The organism is Bradyrhizobium sp. 142 (assembly GCF_023074015.1).
In the GTDB taxonomy this organism is placed as follows: Bacteria; Pseudomonadota; Alphaproteobacteria; order Rhizobiales; family Xanthobacteraceae; genus Bradyrhizobium.
On the sequence record NZ_JADPKQ010000011.1, the window covers coordinates 12,998 to 34,534 of the forward strand.

Genomic DNA, 21,537 nt, shown 5'->3' on the forward strand with positions numbered 1-21,537 from the left:
AGCCGCGCCGCGCGGCCTGCCGGCACACCGCCGAAGCGGCCGCGGCGCCGCGCTGCTGATGGACATGCTGCTCAACCCGCTGGACCGTCGGCACCGGCTGCGGCACGACATCCCGGTCGTGGCCGGCGCTTTCCCCCTGGTCGGGCATCTTCCCGCCATCGTCTGCGACCTGCCGCGCCTGCTGCGGCGCGCGGAACGGACGCTGGGCAGCCACTTCTGGCTGGATTTCGGCCCTGCCGGACACCTGATGACCTGCGTGGATCCGGATGCGTTCGCACTGCTCCGGCACAAGGACGTGTCCTCGGCGCTGATCGAAGAGATCGCGCCCGAATTGCTTGGCGGAACGTTGGTTACCCAGGACGGCGGCGCGCACCGGCAGGCGCGCGATGCGATCAAGGCGGCGTTCCTGCCCAAGGGGCTGACCCAGGCCGGCATCGGCGACCTGTTCGTGCCCGTCATCCGGGCACGGGTGCAGGCGTGGCGCGACCGCGGCGACGTAACCATCCTGCGCGAAACCGGCGACCTGATGCTCAAGCTCATCTTCAGCCTCATGGGAATCCCCGCGCAGGACCTGCCGGGATGGCATCGCAAGTACCGGCAAGTGGTGCAGTTGATCGTCGCGCCCCCGGTCGACCTGCCCGGACTGCCCTTGCGGCGCGGCCGCGCCGCCCGCGACTGGATCGACGCGCAGTTGCGCCAGTTCGTCCGCGACGTGCGCGCGCATGCCGCGCGCACGGGGTTGATCAACGAGATGGTGAGCGCCTTCGATCGCAGCGAAGATGCGCTCTCCGATGACGTCCTGGTCGCCAATATCCGCTTGCTGCTGCTTGCGGGTCACGACACCACTGCCTCGACGATGGCCTGGATGGTGATCGAGCTGGCGCGGCAGCCTGTGCTGTGGGACGCCCTGGTCGAGGAGGCGCAACGCGTGGGCGCGGTGCCGACCCGGCACGCGGACCTGGCGCAGTGTCCGGTCGCCGAGGCGCTGTTCCGCGAGACGCTGCGCGTACATCCGACGGCTACGCTCCTGCCGCGTCGCGCGCTGCAGGAATTGCAACTCGGCCAGCGGCGCATTCCCGCGGGCACCCATCTGTGCATCCCGCTGCTGCATTTCTCGACCTCGGCGCTGCTGCACGAGGCGCCTGATCAGTTCCGCCTGGCGCGGTGGCTGCAACGCACGGAGCCGATCCAGCCGGTGGACATGCTGCAGTTCGGTACCGGCCCACACGTCTGCATCGGCTACCACTTGGTATGGCTGGAACTGGTGCAGTTCTGCATCGCCTTGGCGCTGACCATGCACAAGGCCGGGGTGCGGCCGCGGTTGCTGAGCGACGTCGAAAAAGGCCGGCGCTATTACCCGACCGCACATCCGTCCATGACAATCCGCATCGGATTCTCATGAGCTGGCATCGCATCCCCGTGTGGCGAGGCAGCGGCGCCGGCGACGCGCGGCATTGCTGCACTCGGCGCGTGCGCTCGGTGCGACGCCGGCAACACCGCGGCGGCTCGGCGCTCGCCGTGGCCGTGTCAGGTAGAAGGACATGAACAACATGCAGACCGGTTCTACGCTACACGACGAGCGAACTGGCGTTTCCGCGCTCGGCGGATTGGGCGCGCAGCTGCGCGGCGCATCCGGCAGGCTGCTGCCGGAGATCTGGATGCAGGACGGCGCAAGGCGGGTCGAACAGACGCTGGCGCGTCTTCTCTGCGCCGAAGACGACGGTGAGACCGAGCTGATGGCGGCGATGCGCTACGCCACCTTGAATGGCGGCAAGCGCACCCGCGCCTTGCTCTGTCTGGCTGCCGGCGCACTGGCCGACACGCCGGCGCACATGCTCGACGACGTCGGCGCCGCCGTCGAGATGATGCATGCCTGTACCCTGGTCCACGACGACCTGCCCGCGATGGACGACGACGTGCTTCGCCGCGGCCTTCCGACCGTGCACGTCAAGTTCGGCGAAGCCACTGCGATCCTGGTCGGCGATGCGCTGCAGGCGCACGCCTTCCTGACCCTGGCGAGCCTGGATGCGCCGGGCGACAACCGTATCGCGCTCGTGCGCGAACTGGCGCAGGCGGTGTCCGCCGAGGGTGCCGCAGGCGGGCAGGCCATGGATCTGTCGCTGGTCGGAAAGCACGTCGAGCTGGACAGGATCGTGGCGATGCACCGGATGAAGAGCGGAGCGCTAGTGCGCGCGTCCGTTCGCATGGGCGCGCTATGCGCCATCGCGGAGGATGCCGCGCACGCTGCGCTGTACTGTGCGCTCGATCGCTACACCGCCTGTTTCGGCCTGGCGTTGCAGGTGGTCGACGACATTCTCGACGCGACAGCTGATACCGCGACGCTGGGCAAGACCCCCGGCAAGGACGCGGCGGCGCAGAAGCCGACCTGCGCGTCGATCATGGGGCTGCAGGCAGCGCGCCAGTTCGCGCTGGATTTGTTGCGCGACGCCGGGGAGGCGATCGCCCCGCTGGGGCCGCGTGCGGAACGGTTGGCGCAGATGCTGCAGCGGGCCAACGCGTATCTGTTCAAGCACGCGCCATGCGCATGAGCGCGCCCGTCCGCATGGAGTCACCCCTGTGCCGCTGCGATCGGCCGGCGGCAGCGGTGCATGCTGCACTGCGTCCGAGTCCGCGGCGCCGATCGCAGCGGTTGCCCAGCACGGCCGCGGCGCGCTGCGCGCAAGCCGATGCGGCGGACCGGCGCCAGCATCGGCGCGTCGCCGCGCCGGAGCAGGGCGACCGTCCGGCGCTGCCCATGCGCCGGGCCGCGACGGGCCTGCGGCGACGTGCGCGGCCTCTGCCCGAACAGTCTGCAGAAGGAACATCCCGCGTGAACGCCCTGTGCGAACAGATCCTTTCCGAATTGCGCCACCTGCTGAGCGAGATGAGCGACGGCGGCAGCGTCGGCCCGTCCGTCTATGACACGGCGCGAGCTCTACAGTTCCGCGGCAACGTCACCGGTCGGCAGGACGCATACGCGTGGCTCATCGCGCAGCAACAGGCCGATGGAGGATGGGGAAGCGCGGACTTCCCGCTGTTCCGCCATGCGCCCACTTGGGCGGCGTTGCTGGCATTGCAGCGTGCCGATCCTCTTCCCGGCGCTGCCGACGCAGTCCAGGCTGCAACCCGGTTCCTCGAGCGCGAGCCCGATCCCTATGCGCATACGGTGCCGGAAGACGCGCCGATCGGCGCAGAGCTGATCCTGCCGCAGTTGTGCGGCGAGGCCGCATCCTTGCTGGGCGGCGTGGCGTTTCCGCGCCACCCGGCGCTGTTGCCGTTGCGGCAAGCGTGCCTGGTCAAGCTGGGGGCGGTGGCGACGTTGCCGAGCGGCCATCCGTTGCTGCACTCCTGGGAAGCCTGGGGGACGTCGCTGACCACCGCATGCCCGGATGACGACGGCAGCATCGGCATCAGTCCGGCGGCCACCGCCGCGTGTCGTGCGCACGCCGTGACACAGGGGAGCACGCCGCAGGTCGGGCGCGCCGACGCGTATCTGCAGGCGGCATCGCGGGCGACGCGCAGCGGCATCGAAGGTGTCGTTCCCAACGTCTGGCCGATCAATGTGTTCGAGCCATGCTGGTCGCTGTACACCCTGCATCTGGCCGGGCTGTTCGCGCATCCCGCGCTCGCCGAGGCGGTGCGCGTGATCGTCGCGCAGCTCGACGCCCGCCTGGGCGTGCGCGGTCTGGGCCCGGCCTTGCACTTCGCGGCCGATGCGGACGACACCGCCGTTGCGTTGTGCGTCCTGCGCCTCGCAGGCCGCGACCCGGCGGTCGATGCGTTGCGCCATTTCGAAATCGGCGAGCTGTTCGTCACCTTCCCCGGCGAGCGCAATGCCTCGGTGTCGACCAACATCCATGCCCTGCATGCGTTGCGACTGTTGGGAAAGCCCGCCGCCGGCACCAGCGCGTACGTCGAGGCCAATCGCAACCCGCACGGCCTATGGGACAACGAAAAATGGCACGTTTCGTGGCTGTATCCCACCGCGCATGCGGTCGCTGCGCTGGCGCAAGGCAAGCCCCAGTGGCGCGACGAGCGCGCGCTGGCGGCGCTACTGAAGGCGCAGCGCGACGACGGCGGCTGGGGCGCCGGTCGCGCGTCCACATTTGAGGAAACCGCCTATGCGCTGTTCGCGTTGTACGTGATGGACGGGAGCGAAGAGCCGACAGGGCGCCGGCGCATCGCGCAGGCGGTGGCGCGTGCACTGGAGTGGATGCTCGCCCGCCATGCGGCGCATGCATTGCCGCAGACGCCGCTGTGGATCGGCAAGGAACTGTATTGCCCCACCCGGGTCGTGCGCGTGGCCGAACTCGCCGGGTTGTGGCTGGCGCTTCGTTGGGGGCGGCGCGTCCCGGCCGAGGGAGGAGGAGCGGCGCCATGATCCAGACCGAACGCGCGCTGCAGCAGGTGCTGGAGTGGGGGCGTTCCCTGACCGGGTTCGCCGACGAGCATGCCGTGGAAGCGGTCAGGGGCGGCCAGTACATCCTGCAGCGCATCCACCCGAGCCTGCGCGACACCAGCGCCCGCACCGGCCGCGATCCGCAGGACGAAACGCTGATCGTGGCGTTCTATCGCGAACTGGCGCTGCTGTTCTGGCTCGACGATTGCAACGACCTTGGCCTGATCGCGCCGGAGCAGCTCGCTGCGGTGGAGCAGGCGCTGGGGCAGGGCGTGCCGTGCGCGCTCCCCGGATTCGAGGGCTGCGCTGTGCTGCGCGCTTCGCTGGCCGCGCTCGCCTACGATCGTCGCGACTATGCTCAGCTTCTTGACGATACCCGGTGCTACTGCGCGGCGCTGCGCGCCGGACACGCGCAGGCGGTAGGGGCGGAACGCTGGTCCTACGCCGAGTACCTGCACAACGGCATCGATTCGATCGCCTACACGAACGTGTTCTGTTGCCTGTCGTTGCTGTGGGGGCTGGACATGGCGACCTTGCGCGCGCGTCCGGCGTTTCGCCAGGTCCTGCGGCTCATCTGCGCGATAGGGCGCCTGCAGAACGATCTGCATGGACGCGACAAGGACAGGTCGGCCGGCGAGGCCGACAACGCGGCGATCCTGCTGCTGCAGCGCTATCCGGCTATGCCTGTGGTGGAGTTCCTCAACGACGAGCTGGCCGGCCATACGCGCATGCTGCACCGGGTGATGGCTTCAGAACGCTTTCCCGCGCCGTGGGGACCGTTGATCGAGGCCATGGCGGCCATCCGCGCGCAGTACTATCAGACCTCGACCAGCCGCTACCGCAGCGACGCTGCGGGGGAGGCCAGCGTGCGCCGGCCTGAACGCGCGGGAGGCGGCGGCGTGCGCGCGCTGCCGTCGGTCCGATCCGACGCAACGCCGTCGCCCGATGCGACGGATGGAGCGAGCATGAGCGACACCGCCCTGAGCCGGCGCAAGGATGACCATCTGGACATCGTGCTGGATCGGCGAACGGCGCCGGCCACGGTCGTCGCCGGCTGGGAGTACATCCGATTCGAACACTGCGCATTGCCCGAGTTGGACCTGACGCAGATCGACCTGCGCGCCTCGCTGCTGGGCAAGACCATGCGCGCGCCGCTGCTGATCAGCTCCATGACCGGCGGCATGTCACGCGCCGAGGCCATCAACCGGCATCTGAGCGAGGCAGCGCAAGCCTTGGGAATCGCCATGTGCGTCGGTTCGCAGCGCGTGAGCCTGCAATCCCGCAACTCCCAGGGGCTGACGCGCGCGCTGCGCCGCCTGGCCCCAGACATTCCCTTGCTGGCCAATATCGGCGCTGCGCAACTGCGCGAGGCCGACGGCCTGGACCTGGCGCGCCGGGCGGTGGATGCGCTGGAGGCCGATGGACTCATCGTCCATCTCAATCCGCTGCAGGAAGCGGTACAGCCGGAGGGCGACCGCGACTGGCGCGGCGTCCTGGCGCAGATCGCTCGCGCCGCACGCAGCGTTGGCGTGCCGATCGTGGCCAAGGAAGTGGGGTCGGGCCTGTCCGCCTCGGTGGCCTGTGCGCTCGTCGAGGCGGGTGTGGCGGTGATCGATGTCGCCGGCGCCGGCGGCACCAGTTGGGCCGCGGTGGAGGGCGAGCGCGCCCGCGATGCCGCCGACCGTGCAGTGGCGATGGCGTTCGCCGATTGGGGGATTCCGACCCCGGCCAGCGTGCAGACGGTACGTCAGGCGCTGCCAACGGTGAAGCTGATCGCGTCGGGCGGAATCCGCGACGGCGTCGACGTGGCCAAGGCCATTCGCCTGGGCGCGGACATCGCCGGGCAGGCGGCCGGCGTGCTGCGCGCGGCTACGGTATCCACCGAGGCGGTTGTCGCGCATTTCGAGATCGTCATCCGCCAGTTGGCCGTCGCCTGCTTCTGCACCGGCTCGGCTGATCTGGCGGCGTTGCGTCAGGCGCGCTTGTTGCCCTCGGCGCATCTGCCCGCCGGTTGATGCCGGCGTCGCCCGCACGTGGCGGCGGGCGCCTAGTCTTACTGAGTCAGAAAGTCGCGGATGCGGGTGGATTCGCGCTGGCGCTGATTTGTTAGGGTGCTGCTTCGTGATCAGGGAAGCGCCCCGCGATGCCCGACTGGACAGCCGAGAGTGAAGCCGCATTCGACGCTTATGTCGGTGCTTTGATCGGGGTGATCGGCCACGCCGAACGAGCTGAGCCCCTGAAGGGGTCGGAACAAGGTGCGCCGGGAGACCGGCAAGGAGTAGATGGTGCAAGTCCATTGCAATGAAGGAGTAGCGATCCACATTGACCCCGAGTCATGCGCAGTCCGTCGTGAGGAGACCGGTAACTTCTCTGGGGTCAAACACGGGTTGTTAGGCTCGAGCAGTCCATCAGCATCGTTTTGAGACAAAGCGATGGCGGTGGAATGGAGGGTTACGATCGAAGGCCGGAACGAACTTGGTGAAACATGCCGGAAGGAGGTCCGCATAGACAAGAGCTGGGAGATCCTGTTCGACGGCGACATCGGCTTGTCGATCGGCGATAGCAAGAAGATCATGGCAGCGCTGCAGAACGCGGTCGTGAATCATGAGGCGGAGACGTATGCCCTTCTTCGCCGTTTTGCCCGGACTGCCATACGTTCCGACCGGTCAAGGACTACACGACACGCCCGATCCGAACCGTCTGCGGCACCGTTGAGGTTCGCAATCCCCGATGGATGCTGTGCCGGGAATGCCGTCTAGGGATGGTCGGTGCTTTCCGCCGCTGAAGGAAATTTGTCCCGATCGAGCGACACCGGAGCTGATGGAACTGACGGCGCGGCTAGGAAGCATGCTGCCCTACCGGCAGGCGCCGAAGGTGCTGGCCGATTTCCTGCCCACTGAACCGACTGAGACGCATGCGACCGTGCGCAAGCGTACCATCAGGATCGGCAAGCGGCTCGACGACCAGGTCATGCAGGAAACTGGCGTGCGAGGTCCCAAACGGATGACCAATGCCAGCTTAAGATGCAGCTTCCCGGAGATCGGCGCAAAGAATTCGTCATCAGCATTGATACGGCGCACGTTCGTAGCGCTGATCAACATTCGGCGCGAAATTTCGAGCTCGTCGTGGCCAGATGCAGCCGCGGGGGGACGGGGAGAAAGGGGCGGTCGCTATTTCGTCACCGGCAGCACCGACCAGCAAGCAATCCGCGATCGTGCTCTTCACTCTCTCCAGGAAGTTGGATATCGCGGCTTTGGGGATGTGACGGTGATCTCGGACGGGGCCGAAATCCTAAACCGGCTGCCCCGCGCCATGCCGAAACCAACGACCCACATCATCGACTGGTTTCATATTGCCATGAAGATCCAGCCCATGCAGCAGATCGCCGATCACATCGTACGATCCCGATCAGGCCCCTTTGAAGCGCTTCCAACCATCGACAGGGACATCAGAGCCGTGAAGTGGCGTCTGTGGCCATGGGCGGGTCGGCCGCGCGATCCGCGACCTGGAGCAACTTCTAGCCTAGTCTAGGACAGCTTCGGGCATTCTGCATAGCTTCGCTTCGTTCTCACAACATTGAGGACGTGCGGCCTAGTCTGCTCAGCTATCGCTTGGCCTGGCTCGATCAACCGGCACCCCGCCGTCGCATTTTAAGGCTCTGCGGAACTGCATGTACGAGGCAAACCGCTTGGCACTGGCTCGCTGGGTTCTCTCCAACGATGCAACCTGCGCGTTACTCAATCCCGTGTCGGTTTCCATCATCCATGGGCCCAGCTCGTCGACAACTGTCGGCTGGCTAGCATCGACGCGCGACATCTCTGCGCCATGCAGGCTGGCAAAGGCCTGGCGCACAGCGCCAAAGCCGATCCATGCATCGTCGATCCGTCCTCTGAAATGTGACCGCGATCATGAACCGATGAGCATTGGAATATCCGGATCCCCATGGATGCAGTCAGCCGGACCGCCGCGGCCAGCCGCCCCTCGGTGCAATTGACGACAGTGCTCTTGGCCAACACACGCCTAGCAGAGTGGGCGTGTGATCTCCCGAAAGGTAGGGCGATAAGTCCATCACCAGGGTTTGTCAGAGCCAGTTCCGGCGAAGCGGGTGCAGTGACTCTCTCTGCGGCATACTCGTCGAGCTGGCGAGAGAGAGGGTCTGAGGCGATGCCTCAGACGGGGCGGTTTTCGCTTCTGTTCTTCACTGGCTCCATTTTGGCCAGGCCGTCCTCGTATGAAATTTCCGTGTATGATCCACCGATGTCCTTGGCCGCGTCGAGCAAGTAGTCGAGCCTACCGGCCGTACCGAGCTTCTTGATGTCATTCTTGTCGACGCCGGCGAGGTCCATCATCTCCTTCCACACAGTTGATTCGTCGCAAGGCAGAATGCGGAAGGTGATGTCGCCTATCTTGGTGCGGTATTTCGCGAGCAGATCAATGTTGTTGCAGAATATGAAATAGCTGCCTTTGGGGCTCAGCCTGCCATCCAGAACCTTTGCGGCCTGAGGTAGATACGCGAAGGAATGCAGATATCCGGCAAGGACTGGGATGGTCGGTTCGCCTTCCTGCGCGATTGTAAGAACTTGTTCGATGGAATAGTCCGGCGGTCGTTTTTCGTCGGCGAGCTGGGCTTGGAACTTCAGCGCGATGTCGCCCCGAAATCCAAATCGCCCCGACTTCGTTGTCTCGGTCTTAAGCACCGCATTCAGCAACCGCCCCTCCTTGTCCAACTGGCCAAGAGCGGTGTTGTCGATCGACGTCATGGAAGGCTCCTCATCAATCTGTCGTTTACATGCACGCCCAATGCGGCGTGTCCGCTAACCTTATGCAAGTTGTTTGCCGTGCGCCTATGTCTGTAGCGACGCACAGCGTAAGAGGCGGCTTGGCGCAATGTGCATGAATACGTGCTGGCACCATCACGAGGTCTCGGCCGGATGAGGTCGGGACGCCGGAAAACCGCCTGTCGCAAAGCCGACAGGTCGCAAATCGTATGGTCGCCGCCTGCAAAACCTATTGATTTCAGCTGCATCTCGACTGGCATGGGATTTGCGAATTGTGCCTCGCGACAGAAACTGAGAGCGAGCCAGAAATGATCAACCTAACGGATAGCGCCATCAACGCACTGAAGGCCGCAATCTCCTCTACGGCCCAGCCGGCAAGCGGTTTGCGGGTCATGGTCGAAGGCGGCGGTTGCCAAGGGTTCACATACAAAATGGGTCTTGCTCATGAGCCGGTCTCCGATGAGCCCGTGTTCGAGCAAGACGGGATCAAAGTCTTCGTCGACAACGCGAGCCGGGCGCATCTCAACGGCACCACGATCGATTTCGTGGTGTCGCTCGAAGGATCAGGGTTCCGCTTCGATAACCCAAATGCCAAATCGAGCTGCTCCTGCGGCAAATCGTTCAGCTGAGCCGCCTTCGGACCATTCGCAATGGAAGGAGCATCGAACATGGGCCTGAAGGCTGAACGAACGAAGCAGTCTTCGACTGCAGAGGCTTCCGATCGCGAGCGGATTGTCCGCGCCGTGCTCGATGAGATTCGGCCAAGCCTCAGGCGTGATCGTGGGGATTGTGAGCTCGTCGAAATCGAAGGCAACAAGATCATGGTCAGGCTCACCGGCGCCTGCATGTTATGCAAGCTTGCGGGAACGACGCTCGCGGCCATTCAGGCGCGCCTGATCGAGCGGCTCGGCGAATTCGTCCGCCTGATCCCGCTCCCCGGAGCTGCCAAAGTGGGGCCTTAAGTGCAGAGCGGACAGTCCGTGCGGCCGATTTACCTGGATAACAACGCGACGACCCGCGCACATCCTTTGGTGGTCGCGGCAATGCTGCCGTTCTTCTCTGGGCAATTCGGCAATGCGTCGTCCGCGCATGCATTCGGCATTGAGGTTGCGCCCGCATTGAAACAAGCGCGCCGGAAGCTGCAGGCCCTCGTTGGCGCGGCATTCGATCACGAGATCGTCTTCACCTCGGGCGCGACTGAATCCGACAACACCGCGATCCTGTCCGCGCTCGCCGTGCAGGAGGGACGCGACGAGATCGTCACAACGGCCGTTGAGCATCCAGCCGTGCTGTCCCTTGCCGAGGAGCTGGGCCGACGAGGAATCAAGACCCATGTCATTCCGGTCGATGCAAGCGGCCGATTGAACATCGAGGCTTATCGCAACGCATTGTCGAGGCGCACGTCAATCGCCTCGGTCATGTGGGCCAATAATGAGACCGGTACTATCTTTCCGGTGAAATCCCTCGCCAAGATGGCGCGCTCAGTCGGCGCGCTCTTTCACACCGACGCGGTCCAGGCGGTCGGGCGGATTCCGATTGACCTGAAGACTACGGACATCGACATGCTGTCGCTCTCCGGCCATAAGCTCCATGGTCCGAAGGGGATCGGCGCGCTGTATGTGCGCAAGGACATCAAGTTCCGACCGCTGATCTTCGGCGGCGCACAGGAGCGGCATCGCCGCGCTGGCACCCAAAACGTTCCGGGCATTATTGGGCTCGGCAAGGCGGCGGAACTCGCTGCGGCACACCTCATAGAAGAGCAGATGCAGATTGGCATGCTTCGCGACCGGCTGGAGCAAGGCATTCTCGCTCTCGGCTGTTGCATCGTGCTTGGTGATATCAAGAACCGCTTGCCAAATACGTCCAACATCGCATTCGAGCATCTCGAAGCAGAGGCCATCGTCGACCACCTGAACCGCAACGGAATTGCCGTCTCACTCGGTTCAGCCTGCGCGTCCGGCTCGATGGAGCCGTCCCATGTCCTGCGCGCGATGAGAGTACCACCGGCCTTTTCGCACGGTGCGGTTCGCCTCTCGCTGTCGCGCGAGACGGCGCCCGATGAGATCGATCGTGTCCTGCAAGTCCTGGCGGACATCAATGCCAAACAGAGAGCCTTGTGGCGTGCGTGTCAGGAGCGCGCGGGCGAGAGCTCACAACTTGCGGAGCTCCTATGAAGGTCATGATTCGCCGTTCGCCCGAGACGGGGCTTTCGATTTATGTGCCCAAGAAGGATCTTGAGGAGTCGATTGTCGAATGTGAGCACGAGACGCTGTGGGGTGGTTGGATTAGAATCGCGAACGGGTGGGTGCTCGACCTACCCGCGATGGCCAGTGACACCATCCTTCCAATCACTATCAACGCCAAGAAGCGCGGCGGCGAAGCAACCGAATGATGAATGCTGCGACTCCACAGAACCTCGCCAAACCAGCGGATGCGGAAGCTAATCTTCGCGGAGCGGTCCGGCCTCTGCGAGGAAGGCCACATCATTCCCTGGCCGACGCACGGTGCCAAACGCAATATCTCGGCCTAGGCCAGCACTGTTGGGCCAGCGAGATGGCGTTGACGGGGAGGCCCTCGCGAGGGCCCATTGTGCTGACATCGCCAGCCCGGTCGTTGCATTCCGTACATCTTCACAGCGTCAGGCCAATTGCTGCAACTCCGCAAGATTCAGTTTCGAGAGGATTGAATCTCGCGCCGGGCCAGGTCGTAGCTTGCAAATCGTGATGCAACGTTCGCGATGCAAATCCTTGAATCAGTCGACTACGCGTCAAGACTAAGGTTGTAAATGAAGCATGGTCAGACAAGGAGCGTCGACGACTCGCGAACTGGAAGGCCAACGCCCTCCGCTCCTGACGATGATCCCTATCTATGGTTAGAACAAATCGAAGGCGCGCGGGCGCTGAACTTCGTTGAGCGGCAGAATAGCAGAACCCTGGAGGTGTTTGGCGGACCCGCAGCCGAACGAGACAGAGATGCGCTGACAGCGATTTACGACCGACCTGACAATATCCCCTATGTCAGCCGGCGCGGCGGATATCTCTACAATCTGTGGCGGGACGCCAATAATCCACGCGGCCTCTGGCGGCGAACCACTCTGGAAGAGTATCGCACGCTGAAGCCGTCATGGGACATCCTGCTCGACCTGGATCAACTTGCCGTCAGCGAAGGCAAAGACTGGCTTCTGAACGCCACGGCCGCACCGCCTGGAAATCACTCGCGATGGATATTAAGTCTATCGCGCGGCGGAGGCGATGCCGTCACTTTGCGTGAATTCGACACTGACACGAAGCTCTTCATCCACGAAGGCTTTATTTTGCCGGAAGCCAAAGGCAGCGGCGTATGGCTCGATTCTGATACGCTGGTGTTGTTAAGCTCCCATGGCGACGGCATGGCCGCGACCACCGGCTATGCGCGCACGGTGAGGCTGTGGCGGCGTGGTACGCATGTTGACAAAGCGGCAGTGATCTTTGAGACCAAGGCCGCTCATGTGTCAGTCGGTTGCAGTGTTGACGACACTGTCGTGCCGCCCAGGATCTGGTTCCTCGATGCGACAGACGTCTCCAATTGCGTGGTCTGGCTGGGCGATGAAACGGGCGCCAAGGCGAGGCTCGATTTGCCAAGTAACATCTGGATGCGCTCGCATTGCAATTGGCTTGCCCTGAAGCCGCGCGAAGCCTGGTCTGTGGCAGGGCAGACCTATGCCGCGGATACGGTGCTCGTCATCCCGCTGCCGGCATTCCTGGCGGGCAGCCGCCAGTTCGAGATTCTCTTCGAGCCGGGGCCGCGCCGTGCGCTGCAGAGCTTCTTTTGGAGTGCGGGCAAGGTTGTGCTTTGTATTCTCGACGAACTCCGGCCAGTCTTCGAGATCTGCACGCCATCCGATCATGGCTGGAACCGCGAGCAATTGGGCGGGCTTCCTGATCTTGGCGTCATCGACATCTGGTCTCTCGATCGCGATCCGTCCGAGAGCAATGGCGACTTGCTGGCTCACGTCGAGGATCCGCTCACCCCGCCGTCCCTCATCCTGATGGAGCGGGGCGTTGGCAGTCCCGCCGTGCTGAAGCAGGCGCCGAAGACGTTTGCCGCGGAGCACTGCGTGGTCACGCGGCACGAGGCCATCTCGATCGACGGTGAGCGAATTCCCTACCTACAGACCGGCCCGGTCAGACAGACCGGCAACGCGCCGGTCCATCTGAGCGGATATGGCGGGTTTGGGATCTCTCTGAAACCGTATTACAATTCCGCGCTCGGTAAGCTTTGGCTTGACTGCGGCGGCACCACGGTTCAGGCAAATTTGCGCGGCGGCGGTGAGTTCGGCACGCGCTGGCACGACGCCGGCCGGCTGGCCGGCAAGAGATTGTCGCATGACGATTTCGCAGCCGTCGCCGCCGATCTCGTTAAGCGCGGCGTGACACAGGCCAAGCGGATCGGGGCCGAGAGTGGATCGAACGGCGGCATCCTCATTACCAACATGCTAACGCGATATCCCGGGCTCTTTGGCGCACTGTTCTGCACCGTCCCGCTGATCGATATGCGCCGCTACACCAAACTGCTCGCCGGGGCGAACTGGCTCGCCGAATATGGCGATCCCGACAACGCTGAGGAGTGGGAGTGGCTGAAGACCTATTCTGCCTATCATGCCGCAAGACCCGGGCAGTCCTATCCACCGATCCTGATGGCCACCAGGCGGCGGGACGATCGCGTCCATCCCGGACATGCGCGCAAAATGGCAGCGAAGCTGCAGGCGATGGGCTATGAGGCTTATTTCTACGAGCATGCCGCCGGCGGCCACGGTTATGGCAAGGACAACAGGGAGCACGCCGGCTTGTTGGTGCTGGGCCTGCGTTTCCTGAAGAGCAGGATCGGCTGGCTGGATACCGAGACGTCAGCGACGTAGTGTAGTTGTTGGACGGCAGTTCGTGCGATGTCGACCGAGGCGGCTGCAGCCTCACGAATCTGATCGGCGTCCACACCCGCACGAACTATTCGAGATGCCAACCAACGTTTGGACGCACGGTCCAATTCGTGGCCGTCGGGACCCTGGCCACCAGGCGTCTCTTCACCTGCCCGACAAGGCCTTGCGGAGTGTCAGGCAGGGGCCCGCGTGATCTTCCACGACATAGGTCGGTAGCGGGGGCTGCTTCTTGTCTGCATCTACGAAGGATCACCAGTTCAAGTTGTCCTTCAAAGCGTCCGGAACGTCTTTTGCGGATTGTGCTTTGCATACGCGTCACATTTCGGCGACAAGATCAACTTTCAACGACACCAGCCAGCTCCTTGCCCAAGGGCATAGATGAAGCAGCGTACCCGCCGTCACAATTGCGCTGCCAGGCTCTTGTGATCGCAATTTTTGTCAGCTTTCCAACATGAGTTGATAAAACTGACATTCAAGCAGGCGTTACCTAACTGCTTGAAGCGAAGCACAAAATTCATTTGTGGCAGGTATGGCACGCCAGTTGCTCTTGGCTTTTCAGAAACGACTCTGGGGATGCTTGCTGGAAGGATTCGGCTTGCGAAGAGAATTGGAAAAATGAGTACTTCAGCGCAACACCAGGTATCCTGCGGCGGCGGCGAGATCAGCGAGACCATGCAAGTCATGGCTAAGCACAAGAGCTGCGGTACGGTCAGTGGCAGCGGCAACGCGAGCTGCGGATCTCAGGCCGGCATCGGCAATGTGCCAAATGAGGTCTGGGAAAAGGTGAAGAACCATCCCTGCTACAGCGAGGAGGCGCACCACCATTATGCCCGCATGCATGTCGCGGTCGCACCCGCCTGCAATATCCAGTGCAATTACTGCAATCGTAAATACGATTGCGCCAACGAATCGCGCCCCGGCATTGTCAGCGAGAAGTTGACGCCGGAGCAGGCCGCCAAGAAGGTGCTGGCGGTCGCTTCCGCGATCCCTCAGATGAGCGTGGTCGGCGTTGCTGGCCCTGGCGACCCCCTGGCGAATCCGGACAAGACATTCAAGACGTTCGAGCTCCTCAATAAGCTCGCGCCAGATCTCAAGCTGTGCCTCTCGACGAACGGTCTGGCGCTAGCTGATCATGTCGACACGATCGCAAGACTCAAGGTCGATCACGTGACGATCACGATCAACATGATCGATCCCGATATTGGCGCAAAGATCTATCCCTGGATCTTTTACCGGCACAAGCGCTACACCGGCATTGAAGCTGCAAGCATCCTCAGCAATCGGCAGCTCCAGGGCCTGGAGATGCTCACCGCGCGCGGCATCCTGTGCAAAGTCAATTCGGTGATGATTCCCGGGATTAACGATCAGCATCTGGTTGAGGTTAACAAGGCCGTGAAGTCGCGCGGCGCCTTCCTGCATAACGTGATGCCGCTGATTTCGTCGCCCGAGCACGGCACTGTGTTCGGTCTCAGCGGGAAACGCGGCCCGACCGCTCAGGAAGTGACAGCATTGCAGGATAGCTGCGAAAGCGAGATGAAGATGATGCGTCACTGTCGCCAGTGCCGCGCCGACGCCGTCGGACTGCTCGGGGAGGACCGCGGCGCGGAGTTCACCATGGAAAAGATCATGGCCATGGACATCAAATATGATGAGCAGGCCCGAAAGGACTATCAGGCCAAAGTCGAGAAGGCGCGCATTGCAAAGCTTGCGGCCAAGCAGGAGCAGCTTGCGGGGCTCGCCAGCGCGTCCAGCGAAATCAAGGTGCTGGTGGCGGTTGCAACCAAGGGCTCGGGATTGATCAACCAGCACTTCGGTCATGCCAAGGAGTTCCAGATCTACGAGCTCTCGACTTCAGGCGCAAAATTCGTTGGCCATCGTCCTATTCATCCCTATTGCCAGGGCGGCCATGGCGAGGACAGCAAGCTCGAAGTCGCCGTCGGTGCCATCAACGATTGCCATGCCGTGTTCGTGTCAAAGATCGGCGGCTGCCCGAAGGCCGAATTGATCAAGGCCGGAATCGAACCGGTCGATCAGTACGCCTGCGAGTTCATTGATGGCTCGGCGATCGCCTGGTTCAAACTCTATCTCGATAAAGTCAATGAGGGGAAGATCAAGCACGTTGAGCGGGTCGATCCGGCGGCCCGCCGCAATGCGCTGATTTCCGCCGCCTGAGGATGGGTTCAGACAATGCCGTTCAAGATCATCGCCTCGCAATGCACGGGCTGTTCGGCGTGCGAAACGCAGTGCCCGAACTTCGCTATTTCCGAGCGAGCCGGCGTTTTCCTGATCGATCCTGAGAAATGCACCGAGTGCGCCGCCTACTTTGATGAGCCGCAATGCGTGGCGGTTTGCCCGGTTGACAATACATGCGTGCTCGATACGGCGCTGCCGCGTCACCAGGAGCCTGCTTGAGGGCCACGATGGATGTCACTACGACACTAAAGGTTCAGAAACTCGGGCGGATGATGCTCCGCCTTGACGAGGCGCCGGCCGCGGCTTTCGCCTTCTCAGACCGGGTGGACGGCTCGCCCTGGTCGCCAACGTTTTCGCCAGTTGCCAAGTCATATTCTGGCGACGCGCGCGTCGGCGGGAGCGCGTCGAGCTATTCCTGTCGGCCCGAAGGCGCTGTCTTGAGCGTCGAGGATCGATTTCGTCGATGGGCCCACGAAGAGCGGACCCGTCTTCCGCGATATCAATCCAGTCACCTGCGGCCATCATTGATCAGGCGACATTCATGCCCGAGGCCTTCTTCAGTTGGTCATCCGAGAGTCCTCAGCGAGTCCTATTTTGGTCGCACGGTGTCGAGCCGGCCGAGCGTCATCCCAGGACGACAGGGCTATCCTATCACCTCGATGAAGGTGCAGAAAGTACACCTGCGCCACGCCAAACGTTCGCACCCGATCACGTGATGCGGAAACGAATTTCCTGCCACCGGTGCGGTCGGCGCCACCAAGCCGGAATTCGGCTGTTATGAGAGCACCTCGTGTGGGTCTTCCTGTTCTCGCTCAACGCATATTGCCGACTTGCAGATGCGTCTCGGGCAACTCGGGAAGGACGGCAGCTGTCGGGAGACGCGGACAAGGCTGGCGCCAAGGTGTTGTTGGGGACGCTCGAGCGTATAGGCGGGACCGTGAGTGATGACGTCCACAATGCCCTCGGTTGCCGGGTAATCAGGTCGACTCTGTCGGCTGTGCGCATCCCGCGCTGAAGCACGCGGCTGGCGGCCGGCTCAAGCACGCCGCCCTCGATGACAGACGCGCGTGCCGCGTCGATGGCTTCTTCAACGTCAACCATGGGCTCACGATAGTTATCTCGAGCATCTGGAGTTTAGGTTGCGGGCGTTGATGTTGCTGCACCGGGATCCCGACAGGCTCATGCGATCCGTGATCGCAAGCGCCGCCGTGCGGGAATGGAGGGGGTCGATCGAGCATCATGATAGGGCGGTCCGTAAGGCCGGGCGCCCGCGAGGCGCGGTACAGTTGAACTATGGAACAGGGACGGCAGCATGAGCAACATCGCCCGTGATAGTGACATCGTCGAGCTGACGGACGCCCCCTTCTTTGATTATGGTGACAACGTGCGGGCCAACCGCACTATCCGCAACGACGGCACCTATGTGGGCAAGGAGATCGGTGAGGTTCTGGTCAAGAAAGGCGAGCTTGGCTATGTCATCTCGATCGGCACATTCCTGCAACAATTTTATATCTATGGAGTCGAATTCCTCGTCTCCGGCAATCGCGTCGGCATGAAATGCAAGGAACTCGATCTAGTCACGCGAAACCGCGAAGGCGAGGAGCCGTTCTTGCCAGGAGCGGCACCCCGATGATCGAACCAAGATTGCCAAAATACCGGTCAGGCCAACGTGTCAAGGCCGCAATCGATCTGCTCAACGACGGCTCCTTTCCCGACGCGTCGGCGGAAGAGTGTCTGGTCAGCGTCGGGTACATTGGTGAGATCGTCCAGGTCGGTCGCCATACGGAAGCGAACCTACCCATTTATATGGTCGACTTCGGCAAGCAGTTGGTGGTTGGCTGCCTCGAGGCAGAAATCTCTGCAGTCTAGGACATCGCGCAATGAACGCCGCAGTCATCAGACGACATCATTCCGGATTGCCTGCGCAACCCAACGAGCTCGACCGGTGGCGGATCGTCCGCGCGCTGACGAAGAGCGAGCGCTACCGATATGTCTCGCCAAAGGTGACAGCGGTTGCTGGCGGCTATCTGGTCGAGAGCCCGTGCTGCTCAGGCAATATCAATGCGGAGGGCGGCCTCGTCGACGTCGCGCTGCTGCACCACGATAGGACTGGAGTGGCATGGCAGCTGTTCCGCAAAGATCACCGCAAGGGCGTCTGGGAGTGGCATTCGACCCATCAACGGCTTGGCTTAGCGACAGCGGTTCTGAACGCCGACCCTGAACGTTTGTTCTGGCAATAAGGATTGTGGAGATGGTGCTCGAAGGCGACTTGACGGAGATCGAGCAGACGCTCGCCGTCGTTGATACAGCCTCTGAGCCCTGCCTGACGCTCCGGCAGAAATTTCCACATCTTGCCTGGATTTGTTGCGAGGCGTCCGACATGACGCAGTGTCCGTTCCGCCGGATTGGAAAGTTCGACCTGCATCTCCTCGACAGTGGAGGTCACTGTGTACAGATCACGAATGATCCGCAGCGCGCCACCGGTATTGTGCTGGCCAAGCGCTCTGGCAAGTCATGATCAAGCAATCGCCTGCCGGTGCCAAGCTCACACAGGACGGCTAGGCCCGCGGGTTGTTTGCAATGCCGTAGTGGCCGGCCCGGGAAATATCACGATCAGGTCGCTCGCTCGTTCATCGGGTCCATGAGACGGGGGCAGGCGATGGTCTCGCAGAAGTGTTCGCTGGAGGCGGAATTGCCTGGGTATTTCAACGCGGCTTGTTAACCAAGGATACTGCGGCAGATCAAATTTGGCTGAGCGAGCCGTGCTCGATCAGCTGACGAGGAGCAAGGCTCGGGCATCGCAAGATTTGCCTTTGTGAGTACTCGCCCTTATGTCCGCAGGACTTCAGAAAATAGGAGAAGAGGTTTGTTCTTCGCGCGGTAACGCCGTGCACTCGCCGTGAAGGCCGGTTGATGATGCGCGCGCAAGTGAGGCAGTGCGACTGTCCCGGCCGATCCGCGCTACTCCATCAATAGTATTGGCGCCTGGAAATATCATTCTACGAAATTGATGAAGTCGGTGCATTCAAGTAAGAAGCGCTTCTCGCGTTGTTTTTCGAAGACGCATCGAGCGTCCCTTCTCTATGGCTTGCTTCCATGTTGAAGGGGCTGACGTGCACGTCGAGAATCGGGTTTGTCACGCGGATAAAGATCCAGAGGACGGAGGACAATTTCGCGTGTAGTTCCAGTGCTTATCTCGAAGAGAAAAATCCGCTTGAATAGTTGTCCATGACCATTGATATGGTAATGGGAAGCAGTTGCGTCTTCGCCAAAACCAAGGCGCTACAGGCAAATGTGCAAAGCGAAATCGGAGAACACGTGGCAAAAAGCACCAAGCGCAAAGAGTATAGTAAGGATGACGTCAAGCTGCTCAAAGCGCACTCAAAGGCCCGCACCCCTGTAGTTAGGGTTTCAAAGCTTATGAAGCGATCCGAGGGCTCTCTAAGACAGAAAGCACGTACCTTGGGGATTGGCTTGGGTCACCAGCGCTGAGATACGCGTCAATGTTCGGAAATTGACCGGCGTGATGATCGAGACGGCCAGGCGGCTTACGACCGCCCGGCCACCTGATCGTTTCAGGTCCCTGCGCCCGAGGGTCAGCTCGCGCGATGAACGAGCTGACCGATTTCCCGATAGACCGGCTCAGTTGGCCTAACCTCGTCGATTGTCATGGTTTCAATTCAGGGACTGATAAAGCCGACTCGTTCGTCTCACTGTGCGGCTTACATCGTGAATATAGATTTACTGAGCTGGGAAATACGGTCCGCGAGCGTGCCGGCGGATCATCATCTCGGCCGGTAGACGTCATTCGGCGCTGAGCCATCTCCCTCTGCCTCCGCCCTTCTCGAGGCGCGGCGACTGGAACCGAGTGGCCCCAAGAGGGAGCTTGCACCATTTTTCCGAGTCCGTGGGCGCCGGCATCGTCGGCCTACAGCATTAGCGGCCTGCGGCTGACGCAGATCGCTCTGATGATGCTGCCGGCCGGCAAGCTGCAGAAAGAAGGGAATAGCCGCCGTCCGGCGTACGGCGACAATATAAAGGAACTCCGGCAGGAGATGTGCATCCAGCAGGTGCAGAAGCGTACAAGTATCTTGTATGTTCATGCGGAGCCGCGCCGGCATCCTCTTGTATGCGGGATTTGTTGTGAGGTAAGCAAAGCGGTGGTGAACATTGTTCATCGTTATCATCGAGACCGTCGATTTCGCCGCCGCGACTGCCGCGCGAGGACAGCGCGGCGGCCGCGGCAGACTCCATGGCGGCAATGAGAATTGAATTGCGGGCCGCACTCGCTAGCAGCAGGCCGCATTTGCGGTAAGATCGTCTCATCTGGTATCCGACAAACGATTGAATCTGACGTCCTTCGAATGCGGGAGCTGCTCCTTGCTGCACTTTCGATATGTTGCCTCAGGCAATTTTAAGCGTGTCGCCGCCGATCTCGCGATTGCAAGGGCAGAGCTGATCAGTCTGTATCGCATCCAGAACGCGTAACGTGTCCGTCGGGCTGCGGCCGACATTGAGGCTTGTCGCATAGACATGCTGGATCGTGTTCTCAGGATCGACGATGAAGGTGTAGCGATGCGCGATGCCATCACGCGATCGCACGCCAAGGCCATCGACCAGTGCGCCCTTGGTGTCGGCAAACTGCCAGATCGATAAACGGTGCAGATCCTTGTGCTCACGCCGCCAGGCGAGCTTGCAGAACTCGTTATCGGTCGAGCCACCAAGCACGATTGCATCGCGATCGGCGAACTGCTTGGACAGGCGAGCAAACTCAGCGATTTCGGTTGGGCAGACGAATGTGAAATCCTTCGGGTAAAAGAAGATGACTTTCCATTTTCCGGGGAAACTCCTCTCAGTCAGCGTCTCGAAGGCGCTCTGCCCGTTCTCCTCTTGCAGGTGAAAGCCGGGCTTCACGCCTGTGATGTCGAACGGCGGCAACTTACTTCCAATTCCAGGCATATTGTCCTCACAACATCGCGTCACACGGAAACAGCGTTCCGCGATTGGCAAAGCAAGCGATATGCCACCCATCTGACGGCAAGTACCCATCATGCCGGTCGTGGAACATTCGCCTTTGATGATGGCGGTGTCCTCGAACCCCATCTGCACCGTGTGGTCTCCTCAATTGACTCGGCCCGGCATTCCCTGTTCCGCGCTCTTTCGCCCGGCACTCGTAGTGGAATCCCGGGCTTTGTCGGGTTTGTCTCAGAGCTCTTGCCGCTGTCGGGTCCGCCACAGCATCCAGTCTCGGA

19 protein-coding genes and 1 pseudogene are annotated in these 21,537 nt (G+C 62.1%); 18 read left to right on the forward strand and 2 right to left on the reverse strand.

Annotated elements, in window-relative coordinates; genetic code table 11:
* Nucleotides 1-58 precede the first annotated feature (58 nt).
* From IVA82_RS01035 to IVA82_RS01060, 6 genes and pseudogenes are all read left to right on the forward strand, one after another.
* Complete coding sequence (locus IVA82_RS01035) at nt 59-1,402, forward strand: cytochrome P450 (RefSeq protein ID WP_247493127.1); 1,344 nt, start codon at nt 59-61, stop codon at nt 1,400-1,402.
* A gap of 148 nt (nt 1,403-1,550) precedes the next feature.
* Entirely contained in the window at nt 1,551-2,549 is a 999-nt protein-coding gene (locus IVA82_RS01040; protein WP_247493128.1) for a polyprenyl synthetase family protein, read from the forward strand.
* Nucleotides 2,550-2,830: 281 nt separating this feature from the next.
* A complete protein-coding gene (locus tag IVA82_RS01045; RefSeq protein ID WP_247493129.1) occupies nt 2,831-4,381 on the forward strand; it encodes a hypothetical protein in 1,551 nt (516 codons plus the stop codon).
* Nucleotides 4,378-5,279: pseudogene (locus IVA82_RS01050) on the forward strand (hypothetical protein). Before IVA82_RS01045 ends, IVA82_RS01050 begins: the two are co-directional and overlap by 4 nt.
* A gap of 85 nt (nt 5,280-5,364) precedes the next feature.
* Nucleotides 5,365-6,414, forward strand: a complete 1,050-nt coding sequence (fni, locus tag IVA82_RS01055; RefSeq protein ID WP_247388557.1) for a type 2 isopentenyl-diphosphate Delta-isomerase — start codon at nt 5,365-5,367, stop codon at nt 6,412-6,414.
* An 805-nt stretch (nt 6,415-7,219) separates the two neighbouring features.
* Nucleotides 7,220-7,930: a hypothetical protein gene (locus tag IVA82_RS01060; protein WP_247388556.1), complete on the forward strand. Its 711-nt coding sequence runs from the start codon at nt 7,220-7,222 to the stop codon at nt 7,928-7,930.
* A gap of 638 nt (nt 7,931-8,568) precedes the next feature.
* Here IVA82_RS01060 and IVA82_RS01065 read toward each other — a convergent pair.
* Nucleotides 8,569-9,159 (reverse strand): hypothetical protein, encoded by a 591-nt coding sequence (locus IVA82_RS01065; RefSeq protein WP_247388555.1) that lies wholly within the window; start codon nt 9,157-9,159, stop codon nt 8,569-8,571.
* Between the two features lie 326 nt (nt 9,160-9,485).
* Here IVA82_RS01065 and IVA82_RS01070 point away from each other — a divergent pair, with 326 nt between their 5' ends.
* The 12 genes from IVA82_RS01070 (at nt 9,486) to IVA82_RS01125 (ending at nt 19,777) form a co-directional block, all read left to right on the forward strand.
* Nucleotides 9,486-9,806 (forward strand): iron-sulfur cluster assembly accessory protein, encoded by a 321-nt coding sequence (locus IVA82_RS01070; protein ID WP_247388570.1) that lies wholly within the window; start codon nt 9,486-9,488, stop codon nt 9,804-9,806.
* Between the two features lie 39 nt (nt 9,807-9,845).
* Nucleotides 9,846-10,139 carry a NifU family protein gene (locus tag IVA82_RS01075; RefSeq protein ID WP_247388554.1) on the forward strand — a complete coding sequence of 98 codons (294 nt, stop codon included), beginning with the start codon at nt 9,846-9,848 and terminating at the stop codon, nt 10,137-10,139.
* An 18-nt stretch (nt 10,140-10,157) separates the two neighbouring features.
* Nucleotides 10,158-11,351 carry a cysteine desulfurase NifS gene (gene nifS / locus IVA82_RS01080; protein WP_247388553.1) on the forward strand — a complete coding sequence of 398 codons (1,194 nt, stop codon included), beginning with the start codon at nt 10,158-10,160 and terminating at the stop codon, nt 11,349-11,351.
* Complete coding sequence (gene nifT, locus IVA82_RS01085; RefSeq protein ID WP_247279050.1) at nt 11,348-11,569, forward strand: putative nitrogen fixation protein NifT; 222 nt, start codon at nt 11,348-11,350, stop codon at nt 11,567-11,569. Before nifS ends, nifT begins: the two co-directional genes overlap by 4 nt.
* A gap of 393 nt (nt 11,570-11,962) precedes the next feature.
* Entirely contained in the window at nt 11,963-14,074 is a 2,112-nt protein-coding gene (locus IVA82_RS01090; RefSeq protein ID WP_247388552.1) for a prolyl oligopeptidase family serine peptidase, read from the forward strand.
* Nucleotides 14,075-14,707: 633 nt separating this feature from the next.
* Complete coding sequence (nifB, locus tag IVA82_RS01095) at nt 14,708-16,264, forward strand: nitrogenase cofactor biosynthesis protein NifB (RefSeq protein ID WP_247388551.1); 1,557 nt, start codon at nt 14,708-14,710, stop codon at nt 16,262-16,264.
* A gap of 15 nt (nt 16,265-16,279) precedes the next feature.
* A complete protein-coding gene (locus IVA82_RS01100) occupies nt 16,280-16,504 on the forward strand; it encodes a 4Fe-4S binding protein (RefSeq protein WP_247297545.1) in 225 nt (74 codons plus the stop codon).
* A 1,093-nt stretch (nt 16,505-17,597) separates the two neighbouring features.
* Nucleotides 17,598-17,918, forward strand: coding sequence for a nitrogen fixation protein NifZ (locus IVA82_RS01105; protein ID WP_247388550.1), 321 nt, complete (start codon nt 17,598-17,600; stop codon nt 17,916-17,918).
* On the forward strand, nt 17,915-18,154 hold the full coding sequence (locus IVA82_RS01110) for a nitrogen fixation protein NifZ (protein ID WP_247388549.1): 240 nt from the start codon (nt 17,915-17,917) through the stop codon (nt 18,152-18,154). Before IVA82_RS01105 ends, IVA82_RS01110 begins: the two co-directional genes overlap by 4 nt.
* Before the next feature lie 11 nt (nt 18,155-18,165).
* Nucleotides 18,166-18,525, forward strand: a complete 360-nt coding sequence (locus IVA82_RS01115) for a hypothetical protein (protein WP_247388548.1) — start codon at nt 18,166-18,168, stop codon at nt 18,523-18,525.
* Nucleotides 18,526-18,536: 11 nt separating this feature from the next.
* Nucleotides 18,537-18,803 (forward strand): DUF6129 family protein, encoded by a 267-nt coding sequence (locus tag IVA82_RS01120; RefSeq protein WP_247388547.1) that lies wholly within the window; start codon nt 18,537-18,539, stop codon nt 18,801-18,803.
* Between the two features lie 710 nt (nt 18,804-19,513).
* The gene (locus IVA82_RS01125; protein WP_247388574.1) at nt 19,514-19,777 is read left to right on the forward strand and encodes a hypothetical protein; all 264 of its coding nucleotides are present in this window, start codon (nt 19,514-19,516) and stop codon (nt 19,775-19,777) included.
* A 912-nt stretch (nt 19,778-20,689) separates the two neighbouring features.
* Here IVA82_RS01125 and IVA82_RS01130 read toward each other — a convergent pair.
* Nucleotides 20,690-21,244, reverse strand: a complete 555-nt coding sequence (locus IVA82_RS01130; protein WP_247388569.1) for a peroxiredoxin — start codon at nt 21,242-21,244, stop codon at nt 20,690-20,692.
* Nucleotides 21,245-21,537 lie beyond the last annotated feature (293 nt).

Coding starts and splice junctions, on each gene's coding strand:
- nifB (WP_247388551.1), top strand. CDS start 14,708: ATGAGTACTTCAGCGCAACACCAGGTATCCTGCGGCGGCGGCGAGATC.
- IVA82_RS01105 (WP_247388550.1), top strand. CDS start 17,598: ATGAGCAACATCGCCCGTGATAGTGACATCGTCGAGCTGACGGACGCC.
- IVA82_RS01110 (WP_247388549.1), top strand. CDS start 17,915: ATGATCGAACCAAGATTGCCAAAATACCGGTCAGGCCAACGTGTCAAG.
- IVA82_RS01040 (WP_247493128.1), top strand. CDS start 1,551: ATGCAGACCGGTTCTACGCTACACGACGAGCGAACTGGCGTTTCCGCG.
- IVA82_RS01100 (WP_247297545.1), top strand. CDS start 16,280: ATGCCGTTCAAGATCATCGCCTCGCAATGCACGGGCTGTTCGGCGTGC.
- IVA82_RS01125 (WP_247388574.1), top strand. CDS start 19,514: ATGACCATTGATATGGTAATGGGAAGCAGTTGCGTCTTCGCCAAAACC.
- IVA82_RS01090 (WP_247388552.1), top strand. CDS start 11,963: ATGAAGCATGGTCAGACAAGGAGCGTCGACGACTCGCGAACTGGAAGG.
- IVA82_RS01035 (WP_247493127.1), top strand. CDS start 59: ATGGACATGCTGCTCAACCCGCTGGACCGTCGGCACCGGCTGCGGCAC.
- IVA82_RS01065 (WP_247388555.1), bottom strand. CDS start 9,159: ATGACGTCGATCGACAACACCGCTCTTGGCCAGTTGGACAAGGAGGGG.
- IVA82_RS01115 (WP_247388548.1), top strand. CDS start 18,166: ATGAACGCCGCAGTCATCAGACGACATCATTCCGGATTGCCTGCGCAA.
- IVA82_RS01075 (WP_247388554.1), top strand. CDS start 9,846: ATGGGCCTGAAGGCTGAACGAACGAAGCAGTCTTCGACTGCAGAGGCT.
- nifT (WP_247279050.1), top strand. CDS start 11,348: ATGAAGGTCATGATTCGCCGTTCGCCCGAGACGGGGCTTTCGATTTAT.
- IVA82_RS01120 (WP_247388547.1), top strand. CDS start 18,537: ATGGTGCTCGAAGGCGACTTGACGGAGATCGAGCAGACGCTCGCCGTC.
- fni (WP_247388557.1), top strand. CDS start 5,365: ATGAGCGACACCGCCCTGAGCCGGCGCAAGGATGACCATCTGGACATC.
- IVA82_RS01060 (WP_247388556.1), top strand. CDS start 7,220: ATGGAACTGACGGCGCGGCTAGGAAGCATGCTGCCCTACCGGCAGGCG.
- IVA82_RS01070 (WP_247388570.1), top strand. CDS start 9,486: ATGATCAACCTAACGGATAGCGCCATCAACGCACTGAAGGCCGCAATC.
- IVA82_RS01130 (WP_247388569.1), bottom strand. CDS start 21,244: ATGCCTGGAATTGGAAGTAAGTTGCCGCCGTTCGACATCACAGGCGTG.